Origin of the sequence: uncultured Rhodococcus sp. (genome assembly GCF_963525155.1) — a bacterium.
In the GTDB taxonomy this organism is placed as follows: Bacteria; Actinomycetota; Actinomycetes; order Mycobacteriales; family Mycobacteriaceae; genus Rhodococcus_F; species Rhodococcus_F qingshengii.
On the sequence record NZ_CAURKP010000020.1, the window covers coordinates 1 to 23,277 of the forward strand.

26 protein-coding genes and 3 tRNA genes are annotated in these 23,277 nt (G+C 63.8%); 9 read left to right on the plus strand and 20 right to left on the minus strand.

Features of this window, described 5'->3' with window-relative positions; translation table 11 throughout:
• Nucleotides 1-126: 126 nt before the first annotated feature.
• The 6 genes from hadB to RWT78_RS07070 form a co-directional block, all read right to left on the minus strand.
• The gene (gene hadB / locus RWT78_RS07045; protein WP_047268906.1) at nucleotides 127-552 is read right to left on the minus strand and encodes a (3R)-hydroxyacyl-ACP dehydratase subunit HadB; all 426 of its coding nucleotides are present in this window, start codon (nucleotides 550-552) and stop codon (nucleotides 127-129) included.
• A complete protein-coding gene (gene hadA / locus RWT78_RS07050) occupies nucleotides 539-1,093 on the minus strand; it encodes a (3R)-hydroxyacyl-ACP dehydratase subunit HadA (RefSeq protein WP_019744315.1) in 555 nt (184 codons plus the stop codon). The genes hadB and hadA overlap by 14 nt, the downstream gene beginning before the upstream one ends.
• Before the next feature lie 86 nt (nucleotides 1,094-1,179).
• Nucleotides 1,180-1,347: a 50S ribosomal protein L33 gene (gene rpmG, locus RWT78_RS07055; RefSeq protein WP_003941903.1), complete on the minus strand. Its 168-nt coding sequence runs from the start codon at nucleotides 1,345-1,347 to the stop codon at nucleotides 1,180-1,182.
• Between the two features lie 61 nt (nucleotides 1,348-1,408).
• Nucleotides 1,409-1,481, minus strand: a tRNA-Met gene (locus RWT78_RS07060).
• A 45-nt stretch (nucleotides 1,482-1,526) separates the two neighbouring features.
• A tRNA-Thr gene (locus RWT78_RS07065) sits at nucleotides 1,527-1,599 on the minus strand.
• Nucleotides 1,600-1,929: 330 nt separating this feature from the next.
• Nucleotides 1,930-2,012, minus strand: a tRNA-Tyr gene (locus RWT78_RS07070).
• 224 nt (nucleotides 2,013-2,236) lie between these two features.
• Here RWT78_RS07070 and RWT78_RS07075 point away from each other — a divergent pair.
• A complete protein-coding gene (locus RWT78_RS07075; RefSeq protein WP_003941854.1) occupies nucleotides 2,237-2,728 on the plus strand; it encodes a YajQ family cyclic di-GMP-binding protein in 492 nt (163 codons plus the stop codon).
• Between the two features lie 71 nt (nucleotides 2,729-2,799).
• Here RWT78_RS07075 and htpX read toward each other — a convergent pair whose 3' ends face one another.
• Nucleotides 2,800-3,663 carry a zinc metalloprotease HtpX gene (gene htpX / locus RWT78_RS07080; protein ID WP_029254860.1) on the minus strand — a complete coding sequence of 288 codons (864 nt, stop codon included), beginning with the start codon at nucleotides 3,661-3,663 and terminating at the stop codon, nucleotides 2,800-2,802.
• A gap of 135 nt (nucleotides 3,664-3,798) precedes the next feature.
• Complete coding sequence (locus RWT78_RS07085; RefSeq protein WP_037129929.1) at nucleotides 3,799-4,848, minus strand: polyprenyl synthetase family protein; 1,050 nt, start codon at nucleotides 4,846-4,848, stop codon at nucleotides 3,799-3,801.
• Nucleotides 4,849-4,952: 104 nt separating this feature from the next.
• Here RWT78_RS07085 and RWT78_RS07090 point away from each other — a divergent pair, with 104 nt between their 5' ends.
• The gene (locus RWT78_RS07090; protein ID WP_399551468.1) at nucleotides 4,953-6,215 is read left to right on the plus strand and encodes a geranylgeranyl reductase family protein; all 1,263 of its coding nucleotides are present in this window, start codon (nucleotides 4,953-4,955) and stop codon (nucleotides 6,213-6,215) included.
• A 55-nt stretch (nucleotides 6,216-6,270) separates the two neighbouring features.
• On the opposite strand, the gene RWT78_RS07095 is transcribed toward RWT78_RS07090, so the two are convergent.
• The 4 genes from RWT78_RS07095 to menD form a co-directional block, all read right to left on the minus strand.
• Nucleotides 6,271-6,969 (minus strand): demethylmenaquinone methyltransferase, encoded by a 699-nt coding sequence (locus RWT78_RS07095; RefSeq protein ID WP_003941879.1) that lies wholly within the window; start codon nucleotides 6,967-6,969, stop codon nucleotides 6,271-6,273.
• A gap of 37 nt (nucleotides 6,970-7,006) precedes the next feature.
• Nucleotides 7,007-8,152 carry a glycosyltransferase family 1 protein gene (locus RWT78_RS07100; RefSeq protein ID WP_314674936.1) on the minus strand — a complete coding sequence of 382 codons (1,146 nt, stop codon included), beginning with the start codon at nucleotides 8,150-8,152 and terminating at the stop codon, nucleotides 7,007-7,009.
• Between the two features lie 68 nt (nucleotides 8,153-8,220).
• Nucleotides 8,221-8,664 carry a DUF3592 domain-containing protein gene (locus RWT78_RS07105; RefSeq protein WP_054832244.1) on the minus strand — a complete coding sequence of 148 codons (444 nt, stop codon included), beginning with the start codon at nucleotides 8,662-8,664 and terminating at the stop codon, nucleotides 8,221-8,223.
• Complete coding sequence (gene menD / locus RWT78_RS07110; protein WP_058038142.1) at nucleotides 8,661-10,274, minus strand: 2-succinyl-5-enolpyruvyl-6-hydroxy-3-cyclohexene-1-carboxylic-acid synthase; 1,614 nt, start codon at nucleotides 10,272-10,274, stop codon at nucleotides 8,661-8,663. The genes RWT78_RS07105 and menD overlap by 4 nt, the downstream gene beginning before the upstream one ends.
• A gap of 68 nt (nucleotides 10,275-10,342) precedes the next feature.
• Between menD and RWT78_RS07115 the strand changes: the two genes are divergently transcribed.
• Nucleotides 10,343-10,945 (plus strand): flavin reductase family protein, encoded by a 603-nt coding sequence (locus RWT78_RS07115; protein ID WP_037129934.1) that lies wholly within the window; start codon nucleotides 10,343-10,345, stop codon nucleotides 10,943-10,945.
• A gap of 58 nt (nucleotides 10,946-11,003) precedes the next feature.
• A complete protein-coding gene (locus tag RWT78_RS07120) occupies nucleotides 11,004-11,831 on the plus strand; it encodes a siderophore-interacting protein (RefSeq protein WP_054832169.1) in 828 nt (275 codons plus the stop codon).
• 66 nt (nucleotides 11,832-11,897) lie between these two features.
• Here RWT78_RS07120 and RWT78_RS07125 read toward each other — a convergent pair whose 3' ends face one another.
• From RWT78_RS07125 to RWT78_RS07135, 3 genes are read right to left on the minus strand one after another with little or no spacing between them, the layout of a single operon-like run.
• The gene (locus tag RWT78_RS07125) at nucleotides 11,898-12,344 is read right to left on the minus strand and encodes a DUF6918 family protein (RefSeq protein ID WP_003941973.1); all 447 of its coding nucleotides are present in this window, start codon (nucleotides 12,342-12,344) and stop codon (nucleotides 11,898-11,900) included.
• Between the two features lie 48 nt (nucleotides 12,345-12,392).
• Nucleotides 12,393-13,388 (minus strand): o-succinylbenzoate synthase, encoded by a 996-nt coding sequence (locus RWT78_RS07130; RefSeq protein WP_314674945.1) that lies wholly within the window; start codon nucleotides 13,386-13,388, stop codon nucleotides 12,393-12,395.
• 1 nt (nucleotide 13,389) lies between these two features.
• A complete protein-coding gene (locus tag RWT78_RS07135) occupies nucleotides 13,390-14,034 on the minus strand; it encodes a PaaI family thioesterase (RefSeq protein WP_037129937.1) in 645 nt (214 codons plus the stop codon).
• Nucleotides 14,035-14,117: 83 nt separating this feature from the next.
• On the opposite strand from RWT78_RS07135, the gene RWT78_RS07140 reads away from it, so the two are divergent.
• Together RWT78_RS07140 and RWT78_RS07145 are read left to right on the plus strand one after the other, a co-directional pair.
• Entirely contained in the window at nucleotides 14,118-15,011 is an 894-nt protein-coding gene (locus tag RWT78_RS07140) for a 1,4-dihydroxy-2-naphthoyl-CoA synthase (protein WP_024487301.1), read from the plus strand.
• A 28-nt stretch (nucleotides 15,012-15,039) separates the two neighbouring features.
• Nucleotides 15,040-15,429 carry a VOC family protein gene (locus tag RWT78_RS07145; RefSeq protein ID WP_003941917.1) on the plus strand — a complete coding sequence of 130 codons (390 nt, stop codon included), beginning with the start codon at nucleotides 15,040-15,042 and terminating at the stop codon, nucleotides 15,427-15,429.
• Between the two features lie 97 nt (nucleotides 15,430-15,526).
• Here the strand turns inward: RWT78_RS07145 and RWT78_RS07150 are convergent, their stop codons facing one another.
• Genes RWT78_RS07150 through RWT78_RS07170 form a run of 5 tightly spaced genes read right to left on the minus strand, consistent with a single transcriptional unit; the run spans nucleotide 15,527 to nucleotide 21,123 of the window.
• Nucleotides 15,527-15,886: a hypothetical protein gene (locus tag RWT78_RS07150; RefSeq protein ID WP_003942018.1), complete on the minus strand. Its 360-nt coding sequence runs from the start codon at nucleotides 15,884-15,886 to the stop codon at nucleotides 15,527-15,529.
• 2 nt (nucleotides 15,887-15,888) lie between these two features.
• Entirely contained in the window at nucleotides 15,889-16,647 is a 759-nt protein-coding gene (locus RWT78_RS07155) for an ABC transporter ATP-binding protein (protein WP_003941866.1), read from the minus strand.
• The gene (locus RWT78_RS07160) at nucleotides 16,644-17,387 is read right to left on the minus strand and encodes an ABC transporter ATP-binding protein (protein ID WP_003942056.1); all 744 of its coding nucleotides are present in this window, start codon (nucleotides 17,385-17,387) and stop codon (nucleotides 16,644-16,646) included. Before RWT78_RS07160 ends, RWT78_RS07155 begins: the two co-directional genes overlap by 4 nt.
• Nucleotides 17,380-19,638, minus strand: coding sequence for an ABC transporter permease (locus tag RWT78_RS07165; RefSeq protein ID WP_314674955.1), 2,259 nt, complete (start codon nucleotides 19,636-19,638; stop codon nucleotides 17,380-17,382). The genes RWT78_RS07160 and RWT78_RS07165 overlap by 8 nt, the downstream gene beginning before the upstream one ends.
• A gap of 60 nt (nucleotides 19,639-19,698) precedes the next feature.
• Nucleotides 19,699-21,123 carry an ABC transporter substrate-binding protein gene (locus RWT78_RS07170; RefSeq protein ID WP_283543059.1) on the minus strand — a complete coding sequence of 475 codons (1,425 nt, stop codon included), beginning with the start codon at nucleotides 21,121-21,123 and terminating at the stop codon, nucleotides 19,699-19,701.
• A 284-nt stretch (nucleotides 21,124-21,407) separates the two neighbouring features.
• Between RWT78_RS07170 and RWT78_RS07175 the strand changes: the two genes are divergently transcribed.
• Genes RWT78_RS07175 through RWT78_RS07185 form a run of 3 tightly spaced genes read left to right on the plus strand, consistent with a single transcriptional unit; the run spans nucleotide 21,408 to nucleotide 23,276 of the window.
• Complete coding sequence (locus RWT78_RS07175) at nucleotides 21,408-22,607, plus strand: inorganic phosphate transporter (protein WP_007728486.1); 1,200 nt, start codon at nucleotides 21,408-21,410, stop codon at nucleotides 22,605-22,607.
• 15 nt (nucleotides 22,608-22,622) lie between these two features.
• Entirely contained in the window at nucleotides 22,623-22,886 is a 264-nt protein-coding gene (locus RWT78_RS07180) for a hypothetical protein (RefSeq protein WP_003942079.1), read from the plus strand.
• Nucleotides 22,887-22,940: 54 nt separating this feature from the next.
• The gene (locus RWT78_RS07185) at nucleotides 22,941-23,276 is read left to right on the plus strand and encodes a DUF3349 domain-containing protein (RefSeq protein ID WP_003941853.1); all 336 of its coding nucleotides are present in this window, start codon (nucleotides 22,941-22,943) and stop codon (nucleotides 23,274-23,276) included.
• Nucleotide 23,277 lies beyond the last annotated feature (1 nt).

Consider the following 23,277-nt stretch of genomic DNA (forward strand, 5'->3'; position numbering starts at 1 on the left):
ATCACACAACATACGCGCTACCCGAGGTGAATGTCTTGCAACATTCAGGGCAGCGCGCAGCGCTGAGGAATCCCAGAAATCTCAGTGTACTTCAAAGCCCCGGAACAAACACAATCCGCCCTGCGATCAGGCTAGACGGACCGTGGCAGTGGCACGACCGAAGATCTTCTTACCTTCGGACTTGGCCACAATTGCCAGTACTGCGGTCTTGCTTTCTTCGTCGACCGACTTCACCTTGGCGGTGAACTCGATCTCGGCAGCCTTGTCGGCTGCCACGATCACCGGGCTCGTGAACCGTACGTTGTACTCGGTCACTGCGCCCGGATCTCCCAGCCATTCGGTGACGTAGCCGGCACCGATGCCCATGGAGAGCATGCCGTGCGCGACGACGTCCGGCAAGCCGGCAAGTCGTGCGACCTCGTCACTGAAGTGAATCGGATTGGGATCTCCCGAAACACCCGCGTAGTTGGCGAGGTTTCCACGCGTCAGGGTGACGGACTTCTCGGGGAGAAGTTCGCCGACACTCACGTCGGAAAATTTACGAAGCGACATGCATCATCACGTCCTTGACTGCGTGGGCGATGTTCTCGTCCACTTCCCCACCCGTTCGAGCAACAAGCGTCGTCCACGTGGTGACGACTGCTTCGTCGTTCTGATCGGTGATGATGTTCTTGGTCACGATGATGTCGCTACCTGCGGCCTGCCTGAACGAATCCAGGAAGACGTCGCAGAAGAGTCGGTCACCGACCTGCATGGGCTTGTGCAGCACCAAGCGCTGATCGGTCTGAAGAATCTGACTCAGGTCGTAGCCTGTGACGATCTCTTCGAACAGACGTCGCTGAGCAATGGCACCCACGATGGCGACGAACGTGATGGGAGCGATCAGGCCGTCATATCCGAGGCCCTTGGCTGCCGACTCGTCGTAGTGCGCGGGATGGGCGTCCTGGACGGCGCGAGCGAACTCGCGCACCTTCTCGCGTCCGACCTCGTAGAAGTCTTCGACACGGTAGTGGTGACCGACCATCTGGACGGCATGAGCGGCCGGGTCCGTAGGGACCTCGGCCGCTGCCTGGTTCTCTTGCAAATCTGTCACGCGGTGAGACTCTCTTCTTGCTAGGACCCGAAGACGCAGGCCCAGAGAGGGTCTTCCGCGAAAATCGTCGTCCTGTTAAGGACTTACTACTTCGACTCGCGATGCGACTGGTGGGTTCCGCAGTTGGGGCAGAACTTCTTGAGCTCCAGGCGATCGGGGTCGTTGCGCCGATTCTTCTTGGTGATGTAGTTGCGGTGCTTGCATACCTCGCAGGCCAAGGTGATCTTGGGCCGAACGTCGGTCGAGGAGGCCACGGGATGCCTTCTTTCGGGTGTATCTGATTACGAGCAATCAGGGTGGATCATGCATATTGTGTAGCGGTGACCGGACTTGAACCGGCGACGCAACGATTATGAGTCGTTTGCTCTACCAACTGAGCTACACCGCCTCGGTGTCGAGTGTCGCGCGGAAAGCACGGCACCACAATCCAGCGAGCCCCCTAACGGAATCGAACCGTTGACCTTTTCCTTACCATGGAAACGCTCTACCGACTGAGCTAAGGGGGCGTGGCTCAGGAGTGCGTTGCCGCTCTCTTGAAGCCTCCGAAAGATTACACACGAACGAGCGCCAGCACCAAATCCGCTGGTCATCGGGGCAAAAATGGTGCCGGAGCCCATTGTTGCACCGATCGGGGCCGCTGGCGAGGGCTTTGCGGGAACCAGCTCGACCCTGCACTCCCCCTGAAACCATCCCCCGGTGCCCATCCCGAGGCCCCTGAGCCCCCGACACCCCCGAGCCGAAGCCGGCGCCTGCGTCGCCAACGCGCGCTCGACCTCGGTACACGCACAAAAAAGTCAGCCCCGACTCTCGCGAAGAGAATCGGGGCTGACTTGGTGTGGCAGATGTAGGATTCGAACCTACGTAGGCATAAGCCGACGGATTTACAGTCCGCTCCCATTGGCCGCTCGGGCAATCTGCCGTGCTTGCACCAGGCTTCGATCCGGCGCATTCGCAAGTATATCGCGACGTGCGGCGGCCGAAAACGGCTTCCTCGGTGCGGTGAGAAGAATACAACGAACACACCCCCATTTTGCAAACCGGGTGGTAACGGGCGGTGCCGACCCGATAACGTCGAGGTGTCCACCGGTATGGAAGGTGGGCGGAACTCGATGTTCGTGAACTACCGGAAAGCGGGAGTGTGAAGTGGCTGATTCGTCCTTCGACGTGGTGAGCAAGGTTGACCGTCAAGAGGTGGACAACGCCCTGCATCAGGCTGCCAAGGAGTTGACCACGCGTTTCGACTTCCGAAACACGGGAGCGTCGATCGAGTGGTCTGGTGAAGAGACGATCACGTTGAACGCCGACACCGAGGAGCGACTGCTGGCCGCCCTCGACGTGTTCAAGGAGAAGTTGATCCGTCGTGACATCTCGCTGAAGGCATTCGATGCCGGCGAGCCGGCGCAGTCCGGAAAGATCTACAAGCTGTCCGGAACCTTGGTCCAGGGCATCAGCAGCGAGAACGCGAAGAAGATCACCAAGAAGATTCGCGACGAGGGCCCCAAGGGCGTCAAGGCGCAGATCCAGGGTGAGGAACTTCGTGTGAGCAGCAAGAAGCGCGACGACCTCCAGGGCGTCATCTCCCTGCTCAAGGGTGAGGACTTCGGGATCGCCCTGCAGTTCGTGAACTACCGGTAGTAGGGGCTGCGCCCCTGTGCGCCTTTTTGGTAGTTCCGACGACCAGAAAGGCTCACAGGGGCCGAAGGCCCCTACATCCCCGCCATCTTCTCCAAACGCTCGATACGATCCGCCATGGGCGGATGCGTCGAGAACAGCTTGCTCACCTTATCCCCCGCTCTGAAGGGGTTGGCGATCATCAGGTGTGACTGCGCCGCGAGCTTGGGCTCAGGCGGCAACGGCGCGGCTGCCACGCCCGACTCGAGCTTGCGCAGCGCCGACGCCAACGCCAGCGGGTCACCGGTGAGCTCGGCTCCCGATTGATCCGCCTGGTACTCGCGAGAGCGCGAGACGGCCAGCTTGACCACGGTTGCCGCGATCGGTCCCAGTAGGGAGACGAGCAGCAGCGCGATCGGATTGCTTCCCTGCCCGTTCCCTCGGCCACCGAAGATGCTCGCGTACATCGCGAAGTTCGCCAGGCCCGAGATGACGCTGGCCATCGCGCCGGCCACGGACGAGATCAAAATGTCCCGGTTGTAGACGTGAGAGAGTTCGTGCCCGAGTACGGCGCGCAGTTCGCGTTCGTTCAGGATCTGCATGATGCCGCTGGTCACGCACACCGCGGCGTGCCGAGGGCTACGACCGGTGGCAAACGCGTTCGGGGCGTTCGTGGGGCTGATGTACAGCCTGGGCATCGGTTGGTGCGCCGTCGTGGCGAGTTCGCGCACGATCCGGTAGATCGCCGGTGCCTCGACCTCGGTGATGGGCTGGGCGCGCATCGATCGAAGCGCCAACTTGTCGCTGTTGAAGTACACGTAGGCATTCATGCCGACGGCAAACAGAACGGATCCCCACAGAAGGAACGGGCTGTTGAACAGCGAACCGATGAAGACGATCAGCGCTGACATCCCCACCAACAACCCGAATGTCTTCGCACCGTTCGCGTAGCCGTGCAAACTGCTCACCTCTTGCCTCGCTGGAGCCGAAGGCTCACCCGAACTCCCGGCGTATGCACCGGTTCTGTTCAGTCAACGAAGGACAGGGTCATCAGGGTTCCCACCCAGGGTCGTCAGGGTTTCACCCCAGGTGTGTCAGCCGACTCGTTCGATCGTGTAATCGACGAGACGCACGAGCGCTTCGTTGGCCGGTCCCTGCGGGAGCTCAGCCAACTGAGCTTTCGCCGCGACGGCATACTCGCCGAGCTTTGCCTTCGCCTTGACCATGCCCGGCGAACGCTCGAGCAGTTCGAGGGCCTCTTCCACCAGGGCATCTTCGGTAACCGGGCCCGCGAGAAGCTCCCGCAGGCGATCTGCGTCGGCCCCTTCTTCGCGGAACGCGTACAGGACGGGCAGGGTGTGGACACCCTCGCGCAGGTCGGTGCCCGGAGTCTTGCCGGACTGTGCCGAGACGGACGAGATGTCGATGATGTCGTCGGAGATCTGGAACGCGGTGCCGACGGCATCACCCAGGCGCTCGAGGCGCTCGATGTGAGCTGCGTCGGCGCCGGAGAAGGTGCCGCCGAAGCGTCCCGAAGCAGCGATCAGCGAACCGGTCTTCTCCCACACGACCTTGAGGTAGTGCTCGACCGGATCCTGCTCCTTCTTGACACCGATCGTCTCGCGCATCTGGCCGGTGACCAGTTCGGCGAATGTTTCGGCGATGATCCGAACGGCCTCGGGTCCGAGCGTCGACACCAGTCGTGATGCGTGCGCGAACAGATAGTCCCCGGCCAGGATCGCCACGCTGTTTCCCCAGCGGGCATTGGCGCTGGGTGCTCCGCGCCGCATGGACGCCTCGTCCATGACGTCGTCGTGATAGAGCGTCGCCAGGTGAACGAGTTCGGTGACGGTCGCTGCGGTGATGATCGACGGATCGTTCGGCACCGGTCCGAGTTGCGCGGTCAGAATCGTGAACAACGGACGGAAGCGCTTTCCACCAGCTCGCGCGAGATGCAGCGCGGCCTCGGTGAGGAAGTCTTCTCCGTCGGACAGCTCGCTGACCAACAACTCCTCGACATCGGAGAGTCCACCACGCACTACTGCGGCGAGCTGTTCGTCGCCCAGGTCGATGCCTGCAACGACGGTGCTCGATGCGGTTGCGTCGGCAGCAGTCTTTTCGGTGCTCACGATGTCAGTACCCATTCCTGTCGTCAGTGACGGCTCGGTTCCCACGGTAGTGAACCTAGCGGTTCGCACTCGGGACGGCCTCGCCACGGTGGCGATCGCGAGCCTGGGAAGATGTGAGTGTGTCCGTAGAAGAGCAGTCCCCCGTCGTCGATACGCTTCCGACCGAAACCGACATTGTGGTCATCGGCGCAGGTCCCGCGGGTTCTTCGGCCGCGGCATGGGCCGCCCGCAGCGGCCGAGACGTCGTGCTGGTGGACGCTGCCGTGTTCCCGCGAGACAAGACTTGTGGTGATGGACTCACTCCGCGCGCCGTAGCCGAACTGGATCTCCTCGGCCTCGGCGAGTGGGTTCGGTCACACACGACGAACAAGGGACTACGGTTGTCCGGCTTCGGACAAGAACTCGAACTCGAGTGGCCAGGGACGTCGTTCCCGCCGATCGGCAGCGCCATCCCCCGCACCGAACTCGACGACGCCATTCGCCGGTGCGCCGTCGAATCGGGCGCGGTCATGGTCGAGGGCACCAAGGCCGTCGACGTCGAACTCGACGGTGATCGAGTAGCCGCCGTCGTACTCGCCGGCCCCTCGGGACGCAGCACTCTTCGTTGCCGGACGCTGATCATCGCCGACGGCGTTCGCTCGACGCTCGGCAAGAAGCTGGGACGGCAGTGGCACCGGGACACCGCGTACGGCGTCGCGGCACGCGCTTACGTCGCGACGCCGCGCAGCGCCGATCCGTGGATCACCTCGCATCTGGAACTGCGGGACGCGGAGGGCACGTTGCAGGCGGGGTACGGCTGGATCTTCCCGCTCGGTACCGGCGAGGTGAACATCGGCGTCGGGACACTGGCGACGTCCAAGCGCCCGGCACCAGGTGCCCTGCGACCCTTGCTGGACCTCTACACCGATCAGCGCCGAAGCGAGTGGCAGTGGAGCAGCGAAATACATTCCGTCGCTTCGGCTTTGCTACCCATGGGTGGAGCAGTTTCCAACATCGCCGGACGCAACTGGGCCGTGATCGGCGACGCCGCAGCGTGCGTGAACCCGCTCAACGGTGAGGGCATCGACTACGGCCTCGAAGGCGGACGTCTGGTGGTCGAACAGCTCGGCACCGACGATCTGACGGAGCTGTGGCCGACCGTGCTTCGGGAGCATTACGGGCAGGCGTTCTCGGTCGCGCGCCGGCTCGCAGGCCTGCTGACGGTTCCGCAGTTCCTGCCCGCGTCGGGTCCGATTGCGATGCGCTCACGGGCACTGATGACGGTCGCCGTTCGGGTGATGGGGAACCTCGTCACCGACGCCGACGCCGATCTGACGGCAAAGGCCTGGCGCGCGTCGGGGGCCGCGTCGAGAAAGATCGACTCCCGACCGCTGTTCGGTTGAGCAAGTGCTGTGCGCCTTTATTAACCGCCGGGGGTTGATAAAGGCGCACAGCAGTTCAGGCAGTGGCGTAATGCAGCGCCACGATGCCGCCGGTGAGGTTGCGCCACTTGACGTTCTTCCACCCGGCAGCCTCGATCTTCCGTGCCAGCTCTTCCTGGGTCGGCCAGGCACGGATCGATTCGGCGAGGTAGACGTAGGCGTCGGGGTTGCTGCTGACGGTGCGTGCGACCTGCGGGAGCGCCTTCATGAGGTACTCCATGTAGACCGTGCGGAAGGGCCCGAAGACGGGCGTCGAGAACTCACTGACGACGAGGCGGCCGCCCGGCTTGGTAACGCGGGCGATCTCGCGCAGTCCGGCTTCGAAGTCGGAGACGTTGCGCAGGCCGAAGGAAATCGTCGCGGCGTCGAACACGTTGTCGGCATAGGGCAGGTACATCGCGTCACCTGCGACCATCGGAACTTTGCGCGAGATTCCGGCCTTGAGCATTCCCTTGGAGAAGTCGGTGGCGACGCACCAGGCACCGGAGCGCCCCAGTTCGACGGTCGAGACTCCGGTTCCGGCGGCGAGGTCGAGCACCTTCTCGCCCGGCTTGAGGTCGAGGGCTTCGCGGGTGGCCTTGCGCCAACCCTTGTCCTGGCCGAAGGACAGCACGGTGTTGGTGAGGTCGTATCGCTCCGCGACGTCGTCGAACATCGACGCTACTTCGTGCGGTTGCTTCTCGAGAGTTGCTCGGGTTCCGTGTGTAGTGGCCACACCCGAAACGCTACCAACCCTCGGGCAGCGAGGGCGTTCAGGCTGCTCTGGCACCCGTTCGCCGCCCGAGGCCCTGCACGTCCTCGTAGTGACGGAGCAACTCTTCGCAGATTGCCGGCCAGGTCCGGTGCAGCACCGAGCGCCTCGCCGCGGAGCCGAACTGCACCCGCAGATCACGCTGACGAAGTGCGTCCACGGCGCTTGGCAGGAGTTCGGTGAACCTGTCCGTCGGCAGGAGGTAGCCGTTGCGGCAATGCGAGATCAGGTCACGCGGGCCACCGGCGTCCGGTCCGACGACGGGCACACCGCTCGCGAGGGCTTCCTGAACCGCCTGGCAGAAGGTCTCGTGCTCGCCGGGGTGAACGAATACGTCCAGGCTCGCATAGGCGTCGGCCAGCGCGGCACCGCCCAGTTGTCCGGTGAAGATCGCGTCCGGCATCAGTCGTCGTAGGTTCTCGCGGTCCGGGCCGTCTCCGACGACGACGATCTGCACACTGGGATCGCCGGCCAGGGCCGCCAATCGTTCGACGTGCTTTTCGGGCGCGAGGCGGCCGACGAAGCCGACCACCAAGCGGTCGCTGTCGCCGATCCAGGACTGCCGCAACACCGAGCTACGACGCGAAGGCGCGAATCGTTGTGCGTCGACGCCGCGGGCCCACCGGTGGACACGCGGAATGCCGTGCTCTTCGAGGGCGTCGACTGCCGACGTGGAGGGCGCGAGGGTCCTGTTGCAGCTCTTGTGGATTCGACGGGTCCACGCCCACGCGGCGCGGCTGGTGACGCCGAGCCCGTAGCTTTCGGCAAATCCGGCGACATCGGTTTGGTAAACCGCGACGGTGGGGATTCCGAGGCGTTTGGCGACGGCAACTCCCCCGGCACCGAGCAGGAACGGTGACGCCAGATGTACGACGTCGGGCGCGAAGGTCCGCACGGCCGTCGTCAGACGTGGTTGTGGCAGGCCGACGGGGAGTGAACTGACTTTGGGCACCATGACGGCGGGCACCCGAACCACCTGAACGCCTTCGTGTTCGGTGGCGGCAGAGGTGTCGGATCCGACGGTGTCCGGCGCAATGACCATGGCGTCGTGGCCAGTGCGATCGAGGTGTTCGAGCACGCGTAGTACCGAGTTGGTGACGCCGTTCATGTTGGGCAGGAATGACTCCGCAACGATGGCTACTCTCACACCGAGAACGGTGACAGGGCCAGGAAAAGTCCACGTCATGTTCGTGTGAAGTTCGGGCGAAGCGCGAACTAACTCGAGGCGACCGGCGCCGATCGCGGAGCCCCCGCTTCCCGCTTGCGCAGGTACCAGATCGACGGTCCAGCCAGAAGCCACGTCACGACGATCACGGATCCGGCCGGGATCAGCGCCACGGTCGCGTTGCGTCCGGCTACCCTGACCAGGTCGGGCTCCGTCTTGTAGTACTCCACCTCGATACGTTGTCCCACAGTCAGATTGGTGGGGTAGAGCACGCCGAGTTCAGGGTTGTGATTCGCGCCGTCCGGTGTCACGAAGCTGATCGCCGACCGAAGCGATCCCGCCGAGAGCACCTCGGCGGTTGCTGTGCCCATGTTCGATTCGATGGTCCGATCGTTGCGCCAGGCACCGAGAACGAGGATGACCGCGAGCACCGAAATGCCGACGGCAACCACCAGCACTCCGATGCGGAAGCGACGCAGAACCGTTTGCGTCACAGCTGTGCCCGCACGGAAGCGTGGAGTTCGCGCAGACCACTACGATCTGTCGCGACTTCGAGAACACGGATGCCGTTGGCCGGTTGCGCCAGCGTCGTGGCCAGGGCGTCGACGGTGACCGCTGCGTGTGGCACGCGGTACGCCGCACAGAGCGCGGCCAGGTCCATGCCGTGCGGAGTTCCGAAGACTCGCTCGAAGACTCCGGCGTACTGCGGGTCGCCTTGTTCGAGGAGCTCGAAGATGCCGCCGCCGTCGTCGTTGGCGACGACGATGGTGAGATCGCTCGGCCTCGGCTCACCGGTCCCGATCAGCAGCCCGGACGCGTCGTGCAGGAATGTCAGGTCGCCCATGAGAGCGACGGTCCGGCCGCCGTCGTACGCCAACGCGGCGCCGACCGCCGCCGAGACGGTGCCGTCGATACCTGCGACGCCACGATTCGACAGCACCCGCACGGCGGGCTTGGGATAGCTCACGAGTGCCGCGTCGCGAACAGGGTTGGATGCGCCGAGCAGAAGCTGGTCGCCGTCCGCGAGAGCATCCATCACAGCAGCAGCCACGTGCAGGCCGGTGGCCTTGGGGTGGGCGTCGAGTTGCTTGCGGACGGCAGTTTCGGCGTGTTCGGTCAGCGCGGCACATCGAGCGATCCAGGCGGGATCGGGAGTCCCGGTGACCACTGCTCTGGTTCCGGTGGCGAGTACGTTGCCGGATACGTCCGGCCAGCGCGGCCCGGTAGTCAGCGCGTAGACGTCGACGCCTGGGTCGGCCAGCACCTTCGAGACCTGACGATGCAACGTCGGGCGGCCGGTGATGATCGCCTGCTTGGGCTTGAGTTGCGAGAGCGCGAGTGGATGCAGTGCGATCCCGTGCATCGGAGCCGTCGGCTCGGCCACGGTCGGCAGGCCGGCCAGCTCAGGCCGAAGTGCGCTGCCGTGTCCGGAAATGACCACCGTATCTGCGGTGAGGTCCAGATCGACCGGAACATCGAGCGTCGCGTTCTGGGTGGTGGTCCAGGCCGCACCGCCGGGACGGCCCTCCGGGACCGGTCCCTGCACGTGCACGTCCGGCACCAGCGGCTCACGAAGTGGTATGTCGAAATGCACCGGACCCGCATTTCCGGATCGGGTTCCGCGGGCAGCGGCGAGGACCCGGCATACCGCCGAGCGCCACTGGCTGTTCTGCGTCGAATCGTCCTCCGCCAGGCCCAGGCTGATGGTGGCCCGGACTTGACTGCCGAAGAGCCCGAGTTGCTCGACGGTCTGGTTGGCGCCGGTGCCGAGCATCTCGTACGGCCGGTTGGCGCTCAGGACCACCAGCGGCACTCGCGCGTAGTTGGCCTCGAGGACAGCGGGTCCGAGATTCGCGACGGCGGTCCCGGAAGTCATCACGATGGGGACCGGTCGTTTCCCGGCGATTGCCAGTCCGAGTGCCAGAAAGCCTGCTGTCCGCTCGTCGATCCGCATGTGCAGACGCAACCGGCCGTCGAGATCGGCGGCCTGGAGGGCAAATGCGAGGGGCGCGTTGCGAGAGCCTGGACACAGCACGACTTCACGCACGCCACCACGAACCAGTTCGTCGACGACGGCAGTGGCTTGTGCAGTGGACGGATTCACGCCTTCAAGAGTGTCAGATGTTCGGGCGCAAGCATGCCCAGGGGCGGGGACAGCGGCATTATGTGTGGGTGCGCACACTCTTCGATCCAGCCGATCTCGAACCCCGTCGGTTCTATCAGTTACTCACCGCTTCGGTGGTCCCCCGGCCGATTGCCTGGGTGTCCACCCTGTCGGCGGACGGCGTCGGCAATCTGGCTCCGTACAGCTTTTTCACCGTGGCAAGTTCGGCGCCGCCGATCGTGCAGTTCACGTCGGTCGGACGCAAGGACAGTCTGCGCAACATCGAAGCGACCGGCGAATTCGTGATCAACCTGGCGACTGCCAGGCTTGCCGACGTGGTGAACCAGAGTTCCGCCTTCTACGACGCCGAGGCCGACGAGTTTCTCGAGTTGAACATCCGTAGCGAGCCGAGCGAGCGGGTTCGCCCCGTCCGGGTCGCCGACTCCCCGATCGCCATCGAATGCACGCTCCACCAGGTGATCGAGGTCGGTAATTCATTTGTCGTGATGGGAAATGTGGTCGCGGTCGCGGTACGTCCCGAGGCTGTCGCCGACGACGGCCTACCGGACTTCGCGGCAATCGCACCGATGAGCCGACTTGGCCGAGCGCAGTGGGGTCTTCCTCCCGAAGTCGTCGAAAAGGACAGACCCACCACTCCACAGCGACCGTAAATCAGGTTAGGGTTACCTGATTAGGTACGAGTAACAGTTAATCAGGGAGCAACCAGTCATGGCCAAGCGCGCCAAGTTCGTGAAACCGGCCTCACGCAGCATCGTGTCGGCGCGGGTCGTGGCGAACAAACGAATCAGCCCCAGCTTCATCCGGGTGACCATTGCCGGCGAAGAGCTGTCCACCATCGCTCCGATGGGTGCCGATCAGTGGTTCCGCATGTTCATCCCGCAGGTCGGCCAGAGTGAACTCCGGTTGCCGAGCGCGGCCAGCAATCTCTGGTATGCGCAGTACCTGTTGATGTCCAAGGACACGCGACCCGTCGTGCGCAACTACACGATTCGCGCCTACCGTGCCGCCGGATCCGGTCTCTTCGGCGAGACCACGGAGATCGACATCGACTTCGCTTATCACGGCGACATCGGCCCGGCATCCGCGTGGGCGGACACCGCGTCGGCCGGCGACGAGGTCGCCCTCTTGGACGAAGGCTGCATCTACAACCCCACACCCGAGGCCAAGTGGCAACTGCTCGTCGGCGACGAGAGTGCACTTCCCGCGATCATCGGCATTCTGGAATCCGCGCCCGCAGACCTGCGTGCCGAGGTCTTCGTCGAGATTCCGAACATCGAAGACAAGCAAGACATTCCGGAGTTGGCGAACGTCAACGTGCATTGGCTCGTTCGCGAGGACGAACACGCGACGCCGGGTGTTCTGACCCTCGAGACCGCCCGCGCCGCCGAACTGCCCGAGGGGCCGTCGTACACCTTTGTCGCCGGCGAACAGGCACTCACCACCGGGCTGCGTCGGCACCTCGTGAACGACCGGAAGTTCGCCAAAACCGACATCACCTTCACCGGCTTCTGGCGCCACGGACATTCGGCTCACTGACAAACGCACCGAACACGACGAGTGGCCCGGGAGAAACTCCCGGGCCACTCGTCGTTTTACGTTCGCTTATGCAGCGTGCTTCTGGATCACATCGCCCAGACGCGGCAGAGCTGCAGTCACATGCTTCTTCGCCGAACCGCGCAGCTTCGAGTACATCGACTTGACGACGGCCTTGTCGCTGCCCTCGATACGCTCGTCCGTCACCTCGAGGAGGGAATCGGCAACCGCGTCGCCGCGGGCGCTGATGAAATCGGCGAAGCTACCTTCACCGGAAGCCGAGAATTCCTGCCAGTACGGCTCGAGCTTTGCCACGAAAGCCGGCAGAAGCGCGGTGACGGCGTCCGGCACGATGGACGGGCTCACCTTCTTGACCGCGCCGTAGCCACCCTTGAGAGCCAGCCCTGAGGCCCCCGACTTATCCGAAACCTCTGCGTCGATCAAGGTCTGCACGTCCGCGACGACCGCGGGAACCCGTGATTCCTCGAGCAGGGTTTCGTTCAGAGCTGCAACCACTTTCGATCCCTTCATTCTTCACTGATGTTCATCAGGTCGCGCCCGAGACTATACGAAATTCGGCTGGTCTCTACTGCCGAGTATCCGATGGCAGCGCCTGGCCCTCTCCAACCACCAGTCGCGCCGGTCTGCGGGCGCGGCCAGCGTCTCGAGCAGAACCGGATCAGGCTCGACGGCACCAACGGATAAAGCCCCGTCGACGGCTGCTCCGGTGACCGCGACATCCCGGACGAACAGGCCGCCTGTACCGAGACCGCAGGCAAACGGAAGCGAAGGCAACGCTGCCGCGGCCGCCAGTCCTGCGGACATCCCCACAGCCGTGTCCAGAGCACTCGAGACCACCACCGGCACCCCGTAGTCCGCCAGCTGCGCCGACAGCGCCACCACAGCACGCATTCCGCCCAGCGGCGGCACCTTCACGACGGCCACGTCCGCTCCCCCCGCTCGTACGACGCGCAGCGGGTCCTCGGCACGGCGAATGCTCTCGTCGGCAGCAATCCGCACACCGGTCCCCGCGGCGCGGACCCTGACCAGTTCCTCGACGCTTGCACACGGCTGCTCGGCGTATTCGAGTTCACCGTCATCGGTGATCGCTCGCAAGGCCGTGATCGCCTCGTCCACGCTCCACCCGCCGTTGGCGTCGACGCGTACGTTCGGGATGTGCCGACGCACCTCGTTCACCCGGGCGACGTCCTGCGCCAGCGACTGTCCCTTCTCGGCGACCTTGACCTTGGCGGTCCGGGCCCCGGGGAAGCGCTCCAGCAATTCCGGAACGGCAGACGCGTCGATCGCCGGCACGGTCGCGTTGACGGGAACTGCGTCACGAAGCGCAGGCGGCGGACCCAGCCACGCCGCTTCGATACCCGCGAGCAGCCACTGCGACGCCTCTTCGTCGTCGTACTCGACGAACGGGGCGAATTCTCCCCACCCGGCCGGGCCGCGAACGAGCAGGGCCTCACGAGTCGTGATGCCGCGAAAGCGAACTCGCATCGGCAGCGCGAGAACCACGGCGTCCGCGATCAGATCGTCGAACGAGGGGAACATGTCAGGGCTGTCCCGGAAGCAGTTCGATCATGAGCGCCTCACCGTCGGCGAGGAGCTTGCCGTCGAGATCGGTCAGGCGCGCGCTGACAAAAGTCTTGCGACCCTCGACCCGATCCACCTGCCCCTCGATCACCAGTTGTTGATTGAGCGGAGTGATCGCGCGGTAATTGATGTGGAGGTAGCCGGTGCGGGAGATCGGACGGCCACCCGCGTGGACCGTCATCCCGAAGACGTCGTCGAACAGCAAGGGCAGGACACCGCCGTGAGCGGCGCCGTTGCCGCCCAGGTGGTAGCGGCGGAAGACGCCGGTACTGCGGACTCCTTCGGTGTCGAACTTCTCGACCATCCACGGGAGCATGAGGAGGCTGCCGCGTCCGGGCAGTTGGATGTTCGAGCCCGCGGGCGACTTGCCTTCCGGGACCTCGTACGGAGTCAACCGATCGGCAAGCTCTTCGGCTTGCGTAGCGATGTCTGCGAGTACGTCGTCGGGAACATTGGTCGAGACGGCAAGGTCCTGCAACCTGCGCATCGCTTCGACGAAGCGGCCGAAGTCCGGACCTGCGGGAGTGTGCCGGAACCGTGGAAATCCGCCCCGCTTCTCACCGTCTGTGACGATCTCCGTGCCGTCTGCGGTTTGTTCGCTCATGACCTGCACGTTAGCGCGCCCGGGAACGTGTTCTACCTCAGGTATCCGTTAGACGCGCGAGCCGTGCCTCTATCGTGGCTCAGGTGACCTTCAACCCGCAGCTCTGGCGCCCTGTCCCCGGATTCGAGAACCTCACCGACATCACCTACCACCGGCATGTCAGCCAAGGCACCGTTCGCGTCGCCTTCGACCGACCGGAAGTGCGTAATGCGTTCCGCCCGCACACCGTCGACGAGTTGTACCGCGCGCTCGATCACGCCCGGATGACCTCCGACGTGGGAGCGGTGCTCCTGACCGGCAACGGACCGAGCGAGAAGGACGGCGGTTGGGCGTTCTGCTCCGGCGGAGACCAGCGCATCCGTGGTCGCAGCGGCTACCAGTACGCCGAAGGTGAAACGGCGGACACCGTCGACAAAGCACGCGCCGGGCGCCTGCACATCCTCGAGGTCCAGCGCTTGATCCGCTTCATGCCGAAGGTCGTGATCTGCCTGGTCAACGGCTGGGCTGCGGGCGGCGGCCACAGCCTGCACGTGGTGTGCGACCTGACGCTCGCCAGCCGCGAGCACGCACGGTTCAAGCAGACCGACGCCGACGTCGGAAGCTTCGACGGCGGCTACGGCAGCGCCTATCTGGCAAAGATGGTGGGCCAGAAGTTCGCTCGCGAGATCTTCTTCCTGGGTGAGACGTACACCGCCGAGGAAATGCATCAGATGGGCGCGGTCAACAAGGTTGTCGACCACGCTGAACTCGAAAACGTCGCGATCGACTGGGCCGGCAAGATCAACGGCAAGTCGCCGCAGGCACAGCGGATGCTCAAGTACGCGTTCAACCTGCAGGACGACGGGTTGGTCGGCCAGCAGCTGTTCGCCGGTGAGGCAACACGTTTGGCGTACATGACCGACGAGGCCGTCGAGGGTCGTGACTCGTTCCTCGAAAAGCGTGATCCCGACTGGTCACCATATCCCTGGTATTTCTGACACAGTAGGTGCGAGAGGGAGGTCGGACGTGGAGATTCTGAGCAGTCGGACGATATTGCGCCCGAGCGAGTACGAACGAACGCTGAGCTTCTACCGAGACACCCTCGGTCTGGCGATCGCTCGTGAATATCCCGGCGGCACAGTCTTCTTCGCCGGCCAAGGTCTGATCGAAGTCGCTGCGCACGGCGGCACCGGCGAGGGCGGCTTTCGCGGCGCGATCTGGCTGCAGGTCCGGGACCTCACTGCCGTTCAGACCGAACTGGTTCTCGCCGGGGTCAAGATCGCGCGCGAGGCAAGACAGGAACCGTGGGGTCTACACGAGATGTGGATCGCCGACCCGGACGGGACACCGATCGTGATGGTGCAGATCCCGGAGGACCATCCCATCCGACGCGATTCCCGGCCACCGTCCGCGTAGTCGAGACACCGCTGTAGCCGAGACACAGCTGTAGCCGAGCAGTGACAGATGCCCGCCACGACTTTCGTGGCGGGCATCTGTCGGTTCTTCGCAGAGATCAGTTGCGCGTGCTCAGCGCCTGAGAGATCTGATCTGTCTGGGCCTGGCCCTCGAGCAGTTGACGAACCAACCACAGCCGCAGCACCTTTGCCACCGATGCGGCCAGGAAGAGTGCGGCACCGACCACTGTCAGGGCGAGGAAAACCACGGTGAGGATCTGGTACGACACCAGATCCCGCAGGTCCGAGAGCGTCAGCGAAGAGATGTAGACGACGAAGGCGCCGACCACACCGACGACCATGAGCACCAGGCCCGCGATGCGCGTCGCCGCGTCGCCGCCTGCCTGCTTCTTGTCCAGCTTCAACTCTGCGATGTTCTTCTTGAATTCCTCACGGCGATCTTCGGCGAGAGTAGTCATCGTCATCCTCCTAGATAACTGGTAGAAAGTTCGTTTTCGATGTCGTGTGGATCGCCGGTCTTGACGACGCGTCCCTGCAACATCAGTGCGGCCGAGGTCGCGATGGGCAGCACCGCTCGTGCGAACTGCTCGGCGACGAGAATGGAAATGCCTTCGGCTGCAAGCGAGCCGACGACGTCGTACATCTGCGAGACGATTCGAGGTGCGAGACCCATCGACAGCTCGTCGAGCAGGAGCACCGTCGGGTGAGTGCCGAGTGCCCGTGACAGCGCCAGCATCTGCTGCTCACCACCGGACATCGATCCGGCCAACTGTCCGCGCCGCTCCCCCAGGATCGGGAACCTGCCGTACGCAACCTCTTCGAGTTCGGCCAGCCCGACGCCCGTTCCGGTGGCGATCCACAGGTTTTCCCGCACAGTGAGGTTGGCGAAGATCCCGCGTCCTTCGGGGATGGAGCAGACCCCCAGCCGAGCCAACTCCGAAGGCTCGACTCCGTTCACGACCTGGCCCGCGAGCCGGAACTCGCCGCGGGTGACCGGAAGGACGCCCGAGCAGATCTTGAGCGTCGACGTCTTGCCGCCGCCGTTGGGTCCGAGTAGCGCCACCACGGCGCCCGGTTCCAGAATCAGGTCCACCCCGTGCAGAACTTCGATGGATCCGTAACCGGCGCGGACACCGGACAGTTCGAGCAACGGTTCGGCGCGGTCGGGGCTGCGTATACCCTCGTCGATTTTCGCCTCGCCAATTTTCGCTGAGGTCATACCGCCTCCTCCTCGGTCCCGATGTAGGCCGCGATCACTTCCGGATCCGTCCGGATCTTCTCCGGATCACCCGAGGCGAGGACTGCGCCGTAGTCGAGCACGTGGATGGTCGAGCACACTTTCATCACCAGCGGAATGTCATGCTCCACCAGACAGATTCCGAGTCCACCCGCAGCAAGTTCGGTGAGCATCTCGGCAAAGACCTCGGTTTCCTGCTCGGTCTGACCCGAGGCCGGTTCGTCGAGCAGAAGCACTCGCGGGTCGGTCATGAGGGCTCGTGCAACTTCGACGACGCGAGCCCGTCCGGTGGGGATGTCCGCGACGTCCTTGTCCGCGACATCCGTGAGCCCGGTCAGCTCCAGCAGGCGATCGGTCTCGCCATCCACGTCGATCTTGTTGCGGCCGTTCGCCTTGTGGATGTCTCCGGCGACGCGCAGGTTGTCACGCACCGACAGCGAGACGAACAGTTCGAGCCGCTGGAAGGTACGTGCCAGCCCGCGACCTGCCCGCTTGTGCGGCGGCAGCTTCGTCACGTCGACGCCACCGAGGAACACCTGACCGGAGGTGGGTTTCTGCAGCCCGGTGATGGTGTTGAAGAGCGTCGTCTTGCCGGCACCGTTCGGTCCGATGAGTCCTGTCACGGTGCCGGGTTGCACGGTGAGCGAAACGTCCTTGACCGCGACGTGTCCACCGAAACGAACGCTCACACCGCGCGTTTCGAGAAGTGGTGTATCAGACATGGACGGTCAACTCCTTCGGCGAGCCACCCTGGTACTGAGGAATCCCCAGTTCGCGGTCGATCTCGTCACGGATCTCGGGGCTGTAGGGGACATCGATCCCGATGTCCTCGGGAACGACTGTCGCTTTGGCGGCCAGTTCCTCCGGAGTGAGAACCGCGCTGGGCATGACCATCTCACCGATCACCGGCAGCATGAACACCACCGCGATCGTGATGGACGCGAACCACCAGTTGCCGAGTACACCGGTCAGAGCAAGGACGTAGGTCAGCAGAACGACTGCGGCGCCGCCGATCAGAACAGGCTTGGCACCGGCGAGCCGTCGGTAGCCCTCGATCACGCTGTGGACCGTTCCGCTGGGGTTCGCGCCGACGCCGATGCCGATCAGTGCCGGGCTGACTGCCGCGATGTTGCCGAAGAGCAGCCACATTCCCTCCAACTCCGGTTGCGCCGAAGCCAGATTGGTGAACGAGACCATGATGACCGCAAACCCGATTCCGGCCATCAGTCCACCGAACAGGGCGCCGGTGACGTATCCGATACCCGCGACGACGGTCAGCATGAGCAGCGAGAGGCTGACCATGATGGCAAAGCTCTCGCCCGAGACGGACCCCATGGCGCTCGACATCAGAATGCCGCCGAGACCGGCGATCCCCGAAGAGATCATGAAGACGCTCAGCTTGAGCCGAACCAGGCTCTGTCCGAGCATGGCCGAACCGGCCGGGCTGTCCTTCATCGCAGCGAGTCGGCGGCCGTAGCCGCTGTTACGCAACGCGATGACGCCGACGCCGAGTACCGAGAACAGCGCGGTCACGGTCATCAGGAACACCGTCTCGTTGCTCAGATCGAGCGGGCCGATCTTCAGCGGCGGGAGGGCGATGTTGCCGTCTTTGAACAGCGAATACTTCATGCCGAACATCTCGTGTTCGGTGGTGTCGCGAAGAACCATGTTGGAGAGGAACACTCCGAAGGCCATGGTTGCCAGCGCGAGATACAGCCCTCTCAGCCGCAGCGCCGGTAGGGCGACGAGGCCACCGATGACTGCGGTGACGAGGACTCCGACGACGATGCCCCACAGGTTGAGGTGCGCAGCCAACCCGGAACCGGAGATCCCGAAATGGAAGGCCACGATGGTCGCGATGGCGCCGAAAGACACCGGCGCCAAGTTCAATTCACCCGCGTAACCGGTGAGGAGTGTGAGCGAGAGCGCGATGATCGCGAACGTCATTCCGATGGTCAGTGTGGTGACGGCGGAGGTCACCATCAGCAGACGGATCAGGTAGACGATGACGATCAGTGCCACGCCCCAGCCGACGGCCTTGCGCACGCTCGGCACGTGGTACCGCTCGCGAGTACGAGTGACCGCGCCACGCAAGCGGTCCTGTGGGAGCACGATCAGCACCACGAACAGCGCGATCATCGGTAGGGAGACACGGAAATTCGACGTCCAACTCCAACTTGTCGGGAAGTACGCCAATACGTACGTACCGGCAAGCCCGAGGACCACGGCGCCGACGAACGTGCGCGGAATGCTGCGCAACCGGCCGAACATGGCCGCGGCAAACGCGTCGATCACCAAGAGTGTCAACATGTTCGCCTCGAGTGTGCCGCCACTGATCGGGGTGATCAGGATGCCGGCCAGGACTGCGAGCGTCGAACCCATCGCCCAGGACAGTGCCGCAAGACGCTCCGGATTGTGGCCGTTGAGGCGCAACAGTTCCGGATCGTCGACGACGCCGCGCATCGCGACACCGGCGCGGGTGCGCGTGAACAGGATGCGCAGGCCGACGGCGATGGCGATCGCAACGAGGATGCAGATCAACTCGTGGTAGCGGATGCTCGCGCCGAACACCGTGATCTTGGACTGGTCGCCGAAGAACATCTGCATCGTCCGAGCGGTCTCGGGGTGCCAGAACCAGTGCGAGATCGACAGCATTCCGAGCAGGATCGAGACCGTCACAACGATTTTGGTGACCTCGGCGGTATCGCGTAGCCCTTTCATGATCAGGACGTAGAGGCCGAGACCCATCAGCGGACCGACCAGGACCAACGAGATCAGCAAGGCGACGACTGTGGGAAGTTCCCAGCCGTAGCGCAACTGCCAGTAGATGAACGCACCGAGCATTGCCTGTGCACCGTGCGCGAAGTTGAAGATTCCTGACGTGTTGTACGTGAGTACCAGCCCGGAGGCGGCGATCGCGTACACCGACCCCAGGACCAGGCCCAGGATCGTGAAAGTGACAAAAGTGTTCATGGCTGAACCCTCGTTAGGGACTCGGGCGGCGGTTGGCGCTCGCCGCCCGAGTCGGAAGAATCAGGACTGCGGCTTGATGACGTTGGCGTTCTGGTACTTCGTCGACACGCGGTCAGCGCCGAGCTCGGTTCCCCAGGTGCTCTTGTCGGTCGCGACGAGGTACTTGGGGTCACACTTGAATTCGCCCGCGGTGGACGGGAACGCCTGCGAGTAGGTACTGCCCTTCAACGAGGTCATGAGTCCGCAGGTGGCCGGCATGTTCTTGCCGGGATCGGTGACGGCATGCAATCCGCCGCCGTCCCACTCGTGAATGTTCGAGAGTTCGTTCACCATGCACTGACGCGTCAGATCGCTACCGCACTCGTCCGCGGCGGCCGCCCACAGCAGGAAGGACGACGCCGCCTGCATACCGAGGAGCGCGGTCTTGCCACCCTGCTCGGAGACCAGATCGACGTACTTCTTCACTGCGGGCACCTTGTCCGCGTTCTCGAGCATCTGGAAGGTCATGCCCGCGTTGAGGTTGTCGAGCAGTCCGGTGTCCTTGTTCCAATCGGAGACGGTCGCGCCGTACCAGGTGGCTTCACCGAAGAAGATGGGATCGATCCCGACCTGGTCGAGGGCCTTCACGAAGTTCAGCTCCGACGGGCTCGCCGATCGTGACGTCCAGATCCCCTTCGCGCCGCACTCCTTGTACTTCTCGGCGAACGGCACATAGCTCGATTCCCCCTCGTAGTTGAGGGTGACACCGCAATCCTTGAGCTTGAAACCCGCAGCCTCGGCGATCGAGCGAATCTTCGTGGTGGAGCTGATGATCGTGGGCATCGTGCTGTTGACGACGTCGAAGTCGTTCACCAGATCGGGATGCATCTCGGCCATCTGGAACCACTGCGAACCGTTCGCGTAGTCGACCGGGAACGGGACACCCTGGAATGTCATCGGTCCGTTGGCTGCGTCGGGTGACACGGTGAAGCCTGGCACGGACACCAGGTTGCACGCGACACGCGTCTGCTCGGCGGTCTGATCCATCGCGAAGCCGTAGCCGACCATCATGAACTGGCTCGCGCACGCTTCCTGCATGACCGAGTTGGCCTGCGTCATCGCGGCGTCGTAGTCGGTTCCGACGACCTTGCGGCCGTTGATGCCGCCCTGATCGTTGCACCAAGAGATGAGCGCGTTCACCGCATCGCTCATTTCCTTGTTCAGCCCAGGAGACTTCACATAACCGCGGTCGTCACCGAACCCGATCTTGATCTCGGTGTCGCTGACGCCTTGATCGGTTGCGCCGGTGGCATCGCCTTCACCGCAGGGCGAATCGAGGGTGCCGAACTTCGCGTCGGATGTGCTCGACGCAAGGTCTGCGCTGACGCCGGGTCCGCCGACAGCGACGGCGTAGGGATCGTCACCACGATTCGATGCGCAGGCTGACGCCAGAACGGCGGTCGCGGCGAGTGCCACGATCAGCTTCGTGGACTTGTTGGGCTTCACGGTCGGAGCTCTCCTTCTCACTGACAGACACCGAGAAACAGGGGTGAAACCCCTGTTCCGGTGCGCTCGGTGCCCGTAGGTAATCAGCGTTTAAAACGGTCCGAATGTGCCTTCCCGGTGAGTGAGACCAAAAAGTGAGGTCCCACACAGGGTTCCGATTTCGTGGCGCTGAACACATCGCGAACGGCAGCGCCGCAGCCCACGCGCGGGGACGTACTCCGCGGAGCCCCTGTTCGCATCCCGTTCGCTGTACTTTTACGCGTTCGATACGCACAATTCACGTTGTGACCGCAGAGCTCGTAATCCTCCTGGTGGTAGTTGTCACCGCCCTCGCGTTCGATTTCACGAATGGTTTTCACGACACCGGTAACGCAATGGCCACCTCCATCGCGACCGGAGCACTCAAGCCCAAAGTTGCGGTCACACTTTCCGCGATCCTGAACCTGGTCGGTGCGTTCCTGTCCGTCGAGGTCGCTGCGACCGTGGCCAAAGGCGTCGTCAACCTCGGCGCGGTCAGTGGGCAGGATCTGCTGCTGATCGTCTTCGCCGGTCTCGTCGGCGGAATCATCTGGAATCTGGCGACCTGGCTGCTCGGATTGCCGTCGAGCTCCTCACACGCACTGTTCGGCGGATTGATCGGCGCCGCAATCGCCTCCATCGGTATGGGCGGCGTCGAGTGGGGTGGAGTTCTGACCAAGGTCGTCGTCCCCGCGATCCTCGCGCCGGTCGTCGCGGCCCTGGTCGCAGGCGTCGGTACCAAGCTCGTGTACCGAATCACCGCATCCGTCAAGGAAGACGAGCGTGAGCGCGGTTTCCGTTTCGGCCAGATCGGCACCGCCTCATTGATCTCACTTGCGCACGGCACCAATGACGCCCAGAAGACTATGGGCGTCATCTTTTTGGCCCTGGTCGCTCACGGCACCATCACCGCCGAGACCGAGATGCCGTTCTGGGTGAAGTTCACCTGTGCCGTCGCGATCGCTCTCGGCACCTACCTGGGCGGTTGGCGCATCATCCGCACCCTGGGCAAGGGCCTAGTCGAGATCGCAGCGCCGCAGGGTCTGGCAGCCGAAGCGTCGTCCGCAGCCATCATTCTCACGTCGAGCCACCTCGGACTCCCCCTCTCGACCACCCACGTCGCCACCGGATCGATCCTCGGTACCGGCATCGGGCGCAAGGGCGCCGAGGTCCGCTGGGGCGTCGCAGGCCGGATGGCCGCCGCCTGGTTGATCACCTTGCCGTCGGCCGCAGTGGTCGGCGCCATCTGCTGGGCACTCGCGCATCTGATCGGCGGCCTGGCCGGCGTTCTCGTCGTCTTCGCTGCCCTCATCGCGTTCGCGATCTTCATGTACCTGCGTTCGCGTAAGGAACCCGTAGACGCCGCCAACGTGACCGCCGAATGGGACGAGAATCCGGATGCGACGGCTCGCGAGATTCCGACTGCTGATCCCACTCCGTCCACCGAACCCACTCGCAACTCCTGAAAGGGGCGCAAGAGAATGCATCTACTCACCGATACCCTCGATTCGCTCTGGCAGGTAGTGGCAGTCGGACTGCTCTTCGGAGCCGGACTGCCGGCGATCTTCGCCTTCGGCCTCAAGTCGCTGAGTCTGCCGAACGCCGACGGCACCGAAGGACCGTCCACCCTGGGTAAAATGGGTGCGTACCTCTGTTTTGCGGTCGTGCTCGTCACGATCTTCGCCGGAATACTGTTGTTGATGAAGAACTTCTTGGCCAGCACGTTCGGAATCCACGTCTTCTGAGTGGTCGTCGCGGCACACCACTGAAACCACCGAAACGAAAATGAGGCCGAGGATTTGAGCAAGTATTCATTGCGCAGCGTGCTCGACTGGCTGCGTGCCGGGTATCCCGAGGGCATCCCGGACAAGGATCATTTTGCGCTGCTCGCCGTTCTCCGTCGTCGTCTGACGGACGAGGAGATCGAGCAGGTCGTTTCGATGTCCATCGAGTCGGCACACGAAGTGCCGGACCGCCATGTCGACTACGACACCATCCGCGCCATCATCGAGGGAATCCTCAACGAGGAGCCGTCCGAGGACGATGTCGATCGTGTCACCGAAAGGCTGCGCGCAGGTGGGTGGCCGGTCATCGAAGACGTGGACACCGACAACGAAGTTCGAGACGTGAGCTGAC

Bases quoted from the DNA above. Each gene is read 5' to 3' on its own strand.
- RWT78_RS07120 (WP_054832169.1), top strand. From the start codon at position 11,004: ATGGCCAAGCGCGCCAAGTTCGTGAAACCGGCCTCACGCAGCATCGTG.
- RWT78_RS07180 (WP_003942079.1), top strand. From the start codon at position 22,623: ATGCATCTACTCACCGATACCCTCGATTCGCTCTGGCAGGTAGTGGCA.
- hadB (WP_047268906.1), bottom strand. From the start codon at position 552: ATGTCGCTTCGTAAATTTTCCGACGTGAGTGTCGGCGAACTTCTCCCC.
- RWT78_RS07165 (WP_314674955.1), bottom strand. From the start codon at position 19,638: ATGAACACTTTTGTCACTTTCACGATCCTGGGCCTGGTCCTGGGGTCG.
- RWT78_RS07130 (WP_314674945.1), bottom strand. From the start codon at position 13,388: ATGTTCCCCTCGTTCGACGATCTGATCGCGGACGCCGTGGTTCTCGCG.
- RWT78_RS07155 (WP_003941866.1), bottom strand. From the start codon at position 16,647: ATGACCTCAGCGAAAATTGGCGAGGCGAAAATCGACGAGGGTATACGC.
- RWT78_RS07150 (WP_003942018.1), bottom strand. From the start codon at position 15,886: ATGACTACTCTCGCCGAAGATCGCCGTGAGGAATTCAAGAAGAACATC.
- RWT78_RS07085 (WP_037129929.1), bottom strand. From the start codon at position 4,848: ATGGGTACTGACATCGTGAGCACCGAAAAGACTGCTGCCGACGCAACC.
- RWT78_RS07160 (WP_003942056.1), bottom strand. From the start codon at position 17,387: ATGTCTGATACACCACTTCTCGAAACGCGCGGTGTGAGCGTTCGTTTC.
- RWT78_RS07135 (WP_037129937.1), bottom strand. From the start codon at position 14,034: ATGAGCGAACAAACCGCAGACGGCACGGAGATCGTCACAGACGGTGAG.